General features: G+C 69.1%; 9 protein-coding genes and 1 pseudogene. 1 reads left to right on the top strand and 9 read right to left on the bottom strand.

Annotated features, from left to right (window positions below; translation table 11 throughout):
* A pseudogene (locus OC490_RS40565) lies at positions 1 to 1,319 on the top strand (hypothetical protein); the annotation flags it as partial.
* A 610-nt stretch (positions 1,320 to 1,929) separates the two neighbouring features.
* Here the strand turns inward: OC490_RS40565 and OC490_RS40560 are convergent.
* The 9 genes from OC490_RS40560 to OC490_RS40520 all read right to left on the bottom strand — a co-directional run bounded on the left by OC490_RS40560 (position 1,930) and on the right by OC490_RS40520 (position 10,555).
* Positions 1,930 to 3,180 carry a tyrosine-type recombinase/integrase gene (locus OC490_RS40560; protein WP_262063059.1) on the bottom strand — a complete coding sequence of 417 codons (1,251 nt, stop codon included), beginning with the start codon at positions 3,178 to 3,180 and terminating at the stop codon, positions 1,930 to 1,932.
* Positions 3,181 to 3,264: 84 nt separating this feature from the next.
* Positions 3,265 to 3,507, bottom strand: coding sequence for a helix-turn-helix domain-containing protein (locus OC490_RS40555; protein ID WP_262063058.1), 243 nt, complete (start codon positions 3,505 to 3,507; stop codon positions 3,265 to 3,267).
* Positions 3,508 to 3,956: 449 nt separating this feature from the next.
* Positions 3,957 to 5,432 carry an ATP-binding protein gene (locus OC490_RS40550; RefSeq protein WP_262063057.1) on the bottom strand — a complete coding sequence of 492 codons (1,476 nt, stop codon included), beginning with the start codon at positions 5,430 to 5,432 and terminating at the stop codon, positions 3,957 to 3,959.
* Between the two features lie 2 nt (positions 5,433 to 5,434).
* Positions 5,435 to 6,289, bottom strand: a complete 855-nt coding sequence (locus OC490_RS40545) for a DNA primase (protein WP_262063056.1) — start codon at positions 6,287 to 6,289, stop codon at positions 5,435 to 5,437.
* A gap of 91 nt (positions 6,290 to 6,380) precedes the next feature.
* Positions 6,381 to 8,225, bottom strand: a complete 1,845-nt coding sequence (locus OC490_RS40540; protein ID WP_262063055.1) for a type IV secretory system conjugative DNA transfer family protein — start codon at positions 8,223 to 8,225, stop codon at positions 6,381 to 6,383.
* A gap of 342 nt (positions 8,226 to 8,567) precedes the next feature.
* Positions 8,568 to 8,876, bottom strand: a complete 309-nt coding sequence (locus tag OC490_RS40535) for a hypothetical protein (protein WP_262063054.1) — start codon at positions 8,874 to 8,876, stop codon at positions 8,568 to 8,570.
* Between the two features lie 121 nt (positions 8,877 to 8,997).
* On the bottom strand, positions 8,998 to 10,008 hold the full coding sequence (locus OC490_RS40530; protein WP_262063053.1) for a DUF2637 domain-containing protein: 1,011 nt from the start codon (positions 10,006 to 10,008) through the stop codon (positions 8,998 to 9,000).
* Positions 10,005 to 10,301: a DUF6303 family protein gene (locus OC490_RS40525; protein WP_262063052.1), complete on the bottom strand. Its 297-nt coding sequence runs from the start codon at positions 10,299 to 10,301 to the stop codon at positions 10,005 to 10,007. Before OC490_RS40525 ends, OC490_RS40530 begins: the two co-directional genes overlap by 4 nt.
* Positions 10,298 to 10,555: a DUF6284 family protein gene (locus tag OC490_RS40520; protein ID WP_262063051.1), complete on the bottom strand. Its 258-nt coding sequence runs from the start codon at positions 10,553 to 10,555 to the stop codon at positions 10,298 to 10,300. Before OC490_RS40520 ends, OC490_RS40525 begins: the two co-directional genes overlap by 4 nt.
* Positions 10,556 to 10,721 lie beyond the last annotated feature (166 nt).

The following is a 10,721-nucleotide window of genomic DNA, read 5'->3' as shown; positions in this document are numbered from 1 at the left end:
TCCCCGACCTCGCCATGTCCCTCAACAACCTCTCTGTCCGGCAGGGCGAGACCGGTGACCGGCAGGGCGCACTCACCTCCATCACCGAAGCCGTCGACCACTACCGCACCCTCGCCACCGGGCCCAACGGCCCCGTCTTCCTCCCCGACCTCGCCATGTCCCTCAACAACCTCTCTGTCCGGCAGGGCGAGACCGGCGGCCGGCAGGGCGCACTCCACGCCTCCGACCAGGTGATCTCCGAATTCCCGTCCGGCCCCCAAGCCGAGTTGCTCGTCTCCCGTGCCAGTACCTGGCGCCGTGCGCAGGATGACCATGCCGGAGCCATTGCGGATCTGATCTCAGCCGCGCGGCACGCCGATGAGACCACCGACCCAACCTGGGCCGGACGCGCCCGTCGTGCGGTCCGGGGTCTCATCGGCACCCTGCAGCAGGACTCGCTGTACCGGCCGGCTCTGGAGCAGGTGCGCCAGGACTTGCCGACCTGGGCATCGGGCGACCTTCCGCACGAATCCGTCGGTCGATTCAACCAGTGGCTTTCAGCTGAGAGTTGGGCCGAGCGCGAGGCTTTCCTCAAGCAGACGTACACGCTTCTGACCACACGGCAGGAGCAGGCTGCCCTTGAGATCGCCCGTGCGGTGTACCCGGAAGCCACCGCGCTCACCGACCTCGCGGACCTGACAACGGCCGCCGCAGAACACGGCCTTGACCGCGTACTGGACGAGCACCGCGCATTCAACACCGCCGCGGACCTGGTGAGGCAGTGGCTCGCCACCCCCACCTGGCCGGAGGACCTGGACTTTCTTGGCGAACACCCCGCTCTGACCAATGGCCCCCTTGTCAGGGAACTACTCGGCTCCCTCTCGGATGATCCGGCGTCCCGTCAGCATCTGGGCATCCTTGGTCTCACGGAGCATATGGCCGTCCCGGAAATCTACGATGCCGTGACCGACCTGTCGACAGCCGTGGACACGGCCATGGATTTCATCGAGCAGGGGCAGCCGGACGGGCTCCGCTGGCTCCTCCTGACGGTCCCGATGCTCACCCGTATACCTTTCATCGCGCCCTACGTGATGGCGGTGCACCAGGTGTTCTTCCCGATGAAGGCCGAGGAAGCGCACGCCTCCCCGAGCCCCGCGGAATTCATGGGCCAGGCCGCTGAACAGGGATCCGAGGTGCAACGAGGAGCCGGTGCGGCGCGCCTGCGCGCCCTGGCCCGCCGCCGCCCGGAGCACGCCGCTGCGCTGGATAACCTCGTCGGCATCCTCACCACTGATCCGGCGAAAGCCACGGCAAGCGGAACCGCCTCCGACGCCGGATGACCGGCCGGCCCGCGCCGGGCAGTTTCCTGAACTGACGGCCGAAGAGATCACCCATCTCCGCAACCTCGGCCGGTCCGTCCGTTCGGTCCCCCCCCGGATACCGGGCCGTGCAAGACACGCTCGACACCGCGCTCAAATCGGCGCTGCGCCATAGGCACGAGGGAGTCGGCTGGCCTGCAATCGTCCGCGCTCTCGGGATAGCCGAGGAAGAACTCCGACACAGTATGCGCGAAACGACAGACAAGCCGCACGAACCACCTCAGCCGAACCTGGCAAGTCGATGCCTGTCCACCAGCCCGGAACCCGACAGCCCCGAGTCCTCGGGCCCGAGTACATCCTCGCGTCAGCACGCCTTGGGTTCGATCTCCGCGTCCATGCCGCAGCACAGGACCTTCTCGGGCACCATCGCGGCGCAGGCGACTGCCGATCGGAGCGCCATCGCTGACATCGGCCGTGGCAATTTCTGATGGCCACCCACAGGGATCAACCTGTCCGCCCACAAGGAGAACCTCCGTGGCCATTGACACACGGTGCCCGTAGTTCGCATCGAGGTGTCCTGGAACCTTCCGTCGGTTTTCACCGACGGAAGGTTCCAGCGGGCCAGAGGCGGTCAGGAGGTGTTTGGCGTCGAATCGATACCTTCGTACAGGCCGTCGACTGCCTTCCGGGCCCGTGCGTCGCTGCTCGGCATGAGGTGTGTATAGACCCGGAGCGTGAAACCCGGGTCGTTGTGTCCGAGGTAGTTGCTCAGGGCCTTGACGTTCTCGCCGGCGTCCAGCAGAACCGAGGCGTAGAAGTGCCTGAGGGCGTGCATGCCGTGTTCGCGGGCGGCCTGATGGCGCGCGCCTGGCTTCGGCACGGGGATGACCCCAGCGGCGACCAGGGCGGGTTTCCACGCGCGGTCATTGAAGTCGGTCCGCCGAACCGCACCCTTGCCGTCGAGACGGGTAAACAGCAGCCGCTTCGTGACGGGCGGGCCGTCCGGTCGGAGCCACGGCAGGGTGACTTCGACAGGAGGGAACGTCTCCATGTGCTGCTTGAGGACGTGCGCGACGCGGTCGGGCAACGGGACGTCGCGCTCCTTGTTCCGCTTCGGCAGGTCGAAGACGAGACCTCCCTTCGTCACCTTCACCTGATTCGCGACGTGCAGCCATCCAGAGTCGAAGTTGATCCCCTCGACAGGAAGCCCGAAGATCTCCCCTTGCCGGAGTCCGCATCCGCCCCCGAGATCGACTGTCGCGTGATAGCGCTCCGGCAGCGCTGTCCGTACGGCGAAAACACGCTCAGTGCCCCACGGCACGATCCGGCCCGTGCCCGCAGCAGGGGGCCGAACGGATTGGGCGTGGCAGGGATTCTTGGTCAGGTGCCCATCGTCTACAGCCGCATTGAGGACCGTCGACACGTTGTTGTAGATCACACGCCGGTACGACGACGCCTGTATGGCTTGCTCCAATTCGCTCAGCCAGTCCCGGATGTGTTCCGGCTTGAAGGAACCGAGCGGTCGCGATCCGAGGTAGGGGATCGCGTGGCCACGTATGGCGGACTCGACTGACTCGCGTGTGGTCATGTCGGTGGTCTGCGTGTTCAGCCATTTCTCGGCGTACTGCCGAAACGTCACACGCCCGGCGCTCGGGTCGAGGTACTGGCCTCGTGACATGTCGGCCTCGATGTGGGCCAGCCACTGGTCAGCCAGTCGCTTCTGCCCATCAGGGAAGGACTTGCTCTTCTCGGTCCCGTCCGGACCGATGTAGCGGGCGCGATAGCGCAGGCCCGTGCCGTAGCGGTCGGTTCGTGTGCGGCGGGGCTTGCCGTTGGTGTCGGTCTCGATCTTGTACCAGCGGTCTTGGATGTGGCCTGCCATGCGGGGGTGTTCCCTTCCGGGCATGGGCAGGGAGGGCCACGGCGTGGCCCTCCCTGGGGTGTTGGGCAGTGTGGTTTCGCTGAGTCAGGCGGCCTGGTCGGCGGTCTTCCGTTCGGTGACATAGGCGCCGACGTCGGCGGGGTCATAGCGGAGGTGTTTGCCGATGCGGAAGCCGGGAGGACCGGTGCGCTTCTTGCGCCACTGGTAGACGGTTTCGACGGGGACTTCGAACATCGTCGCGATGTCGTCGACGGTGAGGTAGCGGTCGGGGAGACCGTTGCGGAGGATCGCTCGGGGGTCGGGTTGAGCGGAACGTGTTCGGCTCATGGGGTCCTCGGGGGTGTCGCGTTGGCTTCAGGTATCTCGGACTCCTGATCTGTCCGAGGTGTGGATTTCTGCGTCATGGCGTCATGAGCGTCACTTAGGCCTCTGACCTGTGGTTTTGCCTGACGTGGCGGCTAGGGCGTGCGTCATGTCGGCGTCATGGGGTGCGTCACCGGATGACGCAGGTGACGCAGGATGACGCAGAGCAAGCCGCCTGTGTCATGCCTGTTGCCGCAGGTCATATGCCGTTTTCCGGCTCGCGTGACGCGGATGACGCAGTGTCTTCCTTCTTAGGACAAAGAAGGGGCTGCCTGTCGTAGTTGGGCGCGGCTCACAGAGCAGAGAAGGAGCCGCTGCGCGGCACGTCCCTGGCGTGGCGCAGGCGCCGAACAGCAAGAGGAGCACCCCGCGGCGTGGTGGTGCTCTTCTTGCTTGTCCGGGTGAGCGTTCGGTCAGAACGCCCGTGCCTGCTTGTGCGGGGCCGGAGGGAGTGTGTGGGTCATTTCGAGGTAGCGGCCCGCGCTGGTGCGGCCCGCGTCGACGAGGACGCGCCGGGCGGCGAGGGTGGGTTGGAGGCGCTTGAGACGGTCGGAGAGGACTTTGCCCGTAGTCGGCCACCCCTTGGGCAGCGGGCGGGAGTCGTCGCCGCTGTAGAGGCGGCTGAGGCAGGACAGCCACTCCGTGGACGTCATCCGCTGCGCGCCGCCCGGCTCGATGGTCTCGGCGTACTTGAGGACGGTCTGTGCGAGCAGGTCGCCCTCGATCACGTCGTCGTTCAGGTCGTCCAGACTGGCCCGGTACGCGGCCAGCGCCCCCAGGCCGGTTGCCGCGTCGAACTGCGCGCACAGGTGGGCGAAGTCCGCCATCCGCAGATCGGTGGGGGTCTCCGCCTCGGCCGCGCGGACTTTGACGGTGAGGTCCAGGAGCGAGCCGAGCACGACGGGGAGGACTTCCGCGTAGTCGGTCCACAGTTCGGCCTCGGTCCGCCTCACGCGGGGCCGCTCCAGGCGCAGGGGCAGGAGCCGGTCCGCGAGGTCGGGCCGGATGACGCCCACGTCGATCCCGGTCAGGAGCAGGGGGCGGCGGTAGCCGACGCGGAAGACGTCCCCGTCGGTGAACAGGGCCCGCTTGACACTCTCGGCGCCGGTCACGATGCAGCACATGGCGTCCGACAGGTCGGGCGTCATGTGGGAGAGGTTGTCCAGGGCGGTGACCCACCCGGCAGCCACGGCCGCGATCAGGCTTTCCTCGTCCTTCGGGGCCCTGCGCAGGTCGCCGCTCATGCCCTCGATGATCCGGGTGAGCATCCGGCCCCCGGTCGACTTACCCGCTCCCTGAGGCCCGGTGAGGAAGGGTGCGGGGACGGGCACGGTCGGACCGAGGCAGCCGATCAGCCACACGATGGCCAGGCACTCGGTCTCCGCGTTGGCGAAGTTGCACAGCCGCATCAGCAGATCGATGCCCTTGCCGCCCGTGTCCTTGACCGGCAGGGGCAGTTCCCCGGTGAGCTGGGTCCGTCGCCAGCACACCTCGCGCGGGTCCGGGGTGAGGATGTCCCAGCCGGTGGGGTGGATGCGGACGGACTGCCCGTCGTCGCGGCCCAGGTCCAGCCAGGTCGCCCCGTCGAAGCCGGGGGCGACGCGGATGTGGACGGGCTGGACGTTCTCGGTCAGCGCGAGCGCTTCGATCAGGTCCAACGCCTCCTTGAGCGCGGAGCCGTTGAATGCGCCGCGTCCGTCGCGGTAGAGGCCGACCATGAGTTCCTGGCGGTGGCTGCCCGTGGTGCCCTGGGAGCGGATCGGGCGGGCGATGGGCTGGCCGTTCTTCTGCGCGTACACGGTCCCATCAGGCGTACGGAAGTACCGGAAGTGGGATTGCGCGTAGTCGGTGATGACCTCGCGGGCGGGGGTCTTGTCGTCCTCGGACATGGTCACAGTCCCAACGTGGTGCGGGCGTTGCTCCACGCGTCCGTGCAGTGCCGGAGCGATTCACCCTTGGCCTGCGCGGCGGTGAACAACCGGGCGACGTGCACCTCGGTGAGGCAGCCGCACCGTCCGTGCGTGGACAGCACCGCGAGGAACGTGCGGTAGACGGTGGCGTGCACCGCTTCACGGGCGCCGGTGATGCGCTGTTCGGCCATGGCGATGCCACGGTCCAAGTAGGTCGGCGTGCGGTGCGGGCACTCCCCGTCCCCGGCCAGAGCGGGCACAGTGACGGCCGTCGGTCGGACTGCGGTGGGCTCCTTCACGATGAGCGCGCGTACGGCGTTCGGCAGGGTGGTCATGGTGCCGGTGCCGAATCCGAGCCAGCGGGCGTAGGACATGGTCGACTTGATGTCCACGCCGGGGCGTACGGCGTTGGCGGAGGGCATCGCACCGAGGTAGAGCCAGTGTTCGCCCCGGGTGGTGGGCACGACGTGTGTGGGCGGCAGGTTCTGGCGGGCCCACGCGATCGCGGTGGCGTTGTCCAGGTCCACGGCCGTCAGCCCCGCTCCTCCGGGGTGGTAGGCGACCGCTTCGGCGTGCAGCCAGGCGCGGCGCCAGGGGCCGGAGGTGATGACGTGTGGGTCGGTGGTCGCGGCGGCCCACGCGTGGCAGACGCCGGGGCAGGCGCACGGGCCCGGGGTTTTCATGTTGGGCCGGCCGCCGCAGGCGTTGTTGGCGCAGCGGCGGCAGTTGCCGAACGGTACCTTCCCGGCTCGTAGGGGCAGTGGGGGCAGGCCGGAGGCGGCCAGGTCGAGAGCGGTTTGGAGGTGCTCTCCCCGAAGGAGGGTCGGTTGGGTCATGCTGGAGACCTCCGCAGGTCTGTTGAGGACTGGAGACAAGGGCGGCCCGGCTTTGGCGAGACGGGGCCGCCCTTGACATTCGCGGGAGTGCTCAGGCCGCTTGCCGGCCGGGGAGGAGCCTGCCGTCGGGGGTCCGGTGCAGGGCTCCGCTCTCGGTGAGGGTCTTGATCTCGCGGGAGACGGTGCCCTTGTTGAGGCCGGTCGTGTCGGTCACGTCTTTGGCAGTGCGGGCCCCGGAGTGCACGGCGGCGAGGACCTTGTCCCGGTTGGTCACCGCCCCGACGGGTGAGGGCGTGTTCTTGACCAGGTGCAGCGGCGTACGCGGAACCCGTCCGCCCGTGGGCGGGGCCGGAGTCCAGATCGATGTGGGCAGGGCGCGTACGCCGGCGTCGTCGAGGGTCCAGGTGCGCAGCATGCGGGGCCCGTAGCCCTTGAGGTAGCCGTGGCCTCGGTATGCGCGGCCGTCGGGGATCTGGTGGGGTGCGTAGTGCGCGCAGTCGTCGAGGGCGACCTGGGCTTGTGTCGTGCCGGCCACCCGCAGCGAGAACCGGGTGAGGAGGTTGGGTGCGATCAGCTTGTGCACGCCCGGCGCCCCGCCGTCGGTCAGCGGGTACTGCGTGGCCCACCACAGGACGACACCGCGCGAGCGGCCGAGCGAGGACAGCTCGATCAGCCGCTGCAGCCGGTCTTTGTCCTTGGTGATCAGGGCGAGGATCACCTGTCCCTCGTCGACGACGACGGTGAGCTGCCGGCCGTCCCACACGCTGATGCCACGCGCCTTCATGTCGGTCTTGCGGCGGGTCATCTCCGCGTGCGCCTGGTCCACGGCGTCGGTGATGTCGTCGCGTTCCACGGCGACGCGGCAGACCGGTTCCCAGATGTTGGCCTCTTCGCCCTTGCCGTCGATCAGGAGCAGGTCGCCGCGCAGGTGGGCGGTGGCCATAAGAGGGCGGAAGGACCAGGACTTGCCGGTGCCGGAGGCGCCGGACACCAACAGCCGCTCGTCGAACGGGATCAGGACTTCATCGCCTGTCTCGGTGTCCAGGCCGAGGTTCATCATCAGCGGGTCGGACGGGATGCGGTCCGGGGTCCACAGGGAGGGGACGCCCGCGGCTGCCGAGCGGGTGGCGAGGGTGAGGACGGCCCAGCCGCCGCGTGAGGCGGAGGTGATCCGTATGCGCAGCGCGGTGCGGGCACCGAGCAGCGCACGGATGGAGTCGGCCTTGTCTGCGAGTGTCTTGACCGTCCATGTCCCGTCCAGGCGGATCTCACAGCGGATGCCGCCCGGCTCCATGGCCGGGGGCGTGGTGACCGTGCCCGACAGACCACGATCCGGGGCGTGCTCGACCCAGTACGAGGGGTCGAGGCGTTCCATGAGCTGACGCTCTTCCACCGAGACCGACTCGTCCACCGGCACGCGGAGCCTGCGCCGCCCGAGCGCGAGAGCGGCCACGTTCGCCCCGATCAGCACGGCCGACGTGGTGGCCGGCCAGAGGGTGAGGTGCGCGGTGGACAGGAGCGCGGAGGCGATCGTGCTGGGCACGGCGTGCATCGAGTGCGCCTGGATGGCGCGGGCCTTGAGGGTGGTGGGGTAGTTCACCCGGGCGGCCTTGAGTTTGGCGCGGGTGTCGCGCTCGTGGCTCAGGGCTGCCTTGGCCGCGACGCGGGCGGCGCGGCGGCCGGCCGCGAACGGGTTGTTCGACGCGGCGCGGGCGGCGTGTTGCTGGGACTTGGCGGTGGCGTGTGTGGAGCGCGCGGCGTTGTGTTCCTTCTGCGCGGCCATGAGCTGCTTCAGGTGCTCGGGGGTGCGCAGCTTGTTGCGCCGCTCGGCTTCAAGGTCCCAGCGGGCCGCGAACGGAGCGCACACCGGGGCGAGTGAATCGAGTGCCGTGGTGGTGGTGTTGGTGGTGGTCGACCATGCTTGCTTCCAGTCCACGTAAGGGTCCTCCAAGACCGTGGATGAGGGCCGGTGCGCCGTTGCGTGGCGTCACCGGCCCGTTGGGTTGCAGGGGAGTGGTGCTGTCGGTTGCGTCGAGAGCGCCGGTTGCACCCCTGCAACCGCATCTGACCTGCGATGTTGCAGAGTTGAGGGGTGGGGAGGGGTGGGGCCCTACGCGCACGCGCGCGTAGAGCGGCGGAAAATGAGGCTGTGCAACCCACTCACGGGGCCGTGAACGGCCGTTCATGGTCCGGGGGATGTGCACCCACACGCGAGGGGGTTCGGGTTCTGTGCGGGCCGCCTACGGCTTCCGCCCGAATCAGGGCGGGCGGAAGCCGTTCAGTGCTTGGGGCGGGCGAGCTTGAGGGTGATGCCGCCAACGCTGATGGGGCCGGCGGTCTGGGCGATGACGGTGACCGCGTGGACGGCGGTGTCGAGGAGCGCGCACAGGGCGGCGACCAGTCCCCAGCAGCCCATGGCGGTGGCTCCGGCGACGACGACCGGGAACAAGTAGTGGCCCAGGGGGCGCCCGTTGTGGTCGGTGGCCTGGACGATGACGACGACCGGCTGCCCGGTGGCTTCGGCGCGGCGGTAGACGTCGGCGGGAAGGTGCGGGGCGATGATCCCCGGCGGGTCACGATGTGCCATCTCAGGGCTCTCCCTCAGGTCAGTTGGAGTCGGCGCACGGCATGCACACGCCGAGCGAGGCGGGGGAGGGCGAGACGCCACCGGTAGGAGGGCAGCGACCCACTCGCGTGCGCGGTAGTCATCAGCGGCCGGTACCGGCGAGATCGACCGGAACGCCGCTGACCGCGCCGCGCAGTTCGGCGTAGCGGGTCGAGACCCAGCCCACCGACCAGCCGCACAACTCCGCAGCCGTGCGCACCGACATCCCCTCGGCATGCGCGGCGGCCACGATCGCGCGGGCGTCGTCCTCGGACAGCTTCTCCGTGGCAGGACCGGCGGACAGCAACGCGGCCCGTTCACGCGCCGCCCGCTCCTCGCGCTCCGCCTGTTCACGACGCTCCCGCTCAACACGCTCGCGCTGCTCGCGTTGAGCGCGTTCGGCGGCCTCACGTTCACGGCGTTCACGCTCCCGCTCCCGCTGTTCACGCTCACGGTCCGCGCGTTCACGCTGCTCGCACTCGGCACGCTCCCGCGCCTCTTCACGCTCCCGTTCCTCACGCCGTGCGACGGCCTCCCGCTCGGCCTGTTCACGGGCCATGCGTGCCTCATGCTCACGCTGTTCACGCGCCAGTGCCGCCGCATGCTCACGTTCCTCACGGGCCCGCCGTACGGCCTCATCGCGCCGCTCGATCGCAGCGCGCTCGCGTGATTCCCGCTCCGCTTGCTGCTTGGCTTCCAGCGCCAGCACGGCGGCGGTGATCGCGCGCCGGTAGGCGAGTCCGGTCTCTGCCGTGACGATCAGCAGCAGCGGGGCGACCGCGTGCACGGCCACGCCCACCAGGTCGTTCTTCAACGCGGAGTCGGCGACGTTGAGGGCGAGAGTCATGCAACCGGTCATCCACCGCAGCGCGATGGGCCACCGCCCGCCGTTGCCCCCGAGCCGGGCGAGCACCGCGTCCAGCCTGACCACGATGACCACCGCCGCATCCACCACCAGGGGCAGGATGGGCGCGGTCCAGGCCCACTGGGCGGGGGTGTGGGCGGAGGCGAGCGGGGTGACGGTGAGGATCGAGTAGAGCATCGCGCCCGCCACGATCAGCCACGTGCCGGCCGACAACGCCCGCTCCGCCGAACGGATATGAGCAGCGTTCATACGCTCACCCCCGACCATGAACACACCCGAATCGCCGCGATCAGGACCATCGGAGAGGCGGGGTCGTCGGGGGTCTCGCTGTCCTCGGTCCACTCCCACTCAGCGCCCGGCACCGGCGCGAAACCGAGCACGCTGAGCGCGTCCGTACGGTCCATGAACGTCGGAACCGAGTGGCCGAACCGGTGCTCCGGCCACTGCTCGGTGGTGTTCAGCAGGACCACGTACAGACGCCAGCGGCCAGCGCGGACGGACATCTGCGCGGTGAACTCCCGCACGGCGTTCTGGCCGCTCATGCCGCACCGCCCCGGTGGGCGGTCGCGGCCTGGCCCGCCAGCGCGGTCAGTAGCCGGCGGCGGGCCCGGCGGATACGCCGCACGTCCAGCTCGCTGGGGGTGCGGTCCATGGTGATGATCTGCGCGTCCAGCAGGTCGACGTCCGCAAGGATCGCGGGCATCTCCAACTCGATCGCGTCCAACTCGGCGTCCGTCGGCTCCGCGAAGTCTGCGAACGCGGTAACAGCCTCTTGAACAGTGACGATGTGGTCCATTGGGTCGTGTGCCCTTCCACAGGTGAACGGCCCGAACAGCGGCCCCGGTGTTCCAGCACCGGGGCCGCGCGCCGTTGAAGGTGAAGCCGCGCAGGCTGCGCGGCGCGACCAAAGATCGGCCGCAGTGCCCCGACCGGGAGTTGAACCCGGCCTACGACCATCGGGG

The organism is Streptomyces sp. STR69, from assembly GCF_024519455.1.
Lineage (GTDB): Bacteria > Actinomycetota > Actinomycetes > Streptomycetales > Streptomycetaceae > Streptomyces.
The sequence above is the reverse complement of the archived record's forward strand: the minus strand, read 5'-3'. Positions and strand labels throughout refer to the sequence as shown.

Coding starts and splice junctions, on each gene's coding strand:
- OC490_RS40560 (WP_262063059.1), bottom strand. CDS start 3,180: ATGGCAGGCCACATCCAAGACCGCTGGTACAAGATCGAGACCGACACC.
- OC490_RS40555 (WP_262063058.1), bottom strand. CDS start 3,507: ATGAGCCGAACACGTTCCGCTCAACCCGACCCCCGAGCGATCCTCCGC.
- OC490_RS40550 (WP_262063057.1), bottom strand. CDS start 5,432: ATGTCCGAGGACGACAAGACCCCCGCCCGCGAGGTCATCACCGACTAC.
- OC490_RS40545 (WP_262063056.1), bottom strand. CDS start 6,289: ATGACCCAACCGACCCTCCTTCGGGGAGAGCACCTCCAAACCGCTCTC.
- OC490_RS40535 (WP_262063054.1), bottom strand. CDS start 8,876: ATGGCACATCGTGACCCGCCGGGGATCATCGCCCCGCACCTTCCCGCC.
- OC490_RS40530 (WP_262063053.1), bottom strand. CDS start 10,008: ATGAACGCTGCTCATATCCGTTCGGCGGAGCGGGCGTTGTCGGCCGGC.
- OC490_RS40525 (WP_262063052.1), bottom strand. CDS start 10,301: ATGAGCGGCCAGAACGCCGTGCGGGAGTTCACCGCGCAGATGTCCGTC.
- OC490_RS40520 (WP_262063051.1), bottom strand. CDS start 10,555: ATGGACCACATCGTCACTGTTCAAGAGGCTGTTACCGCGTTCGCAGAC.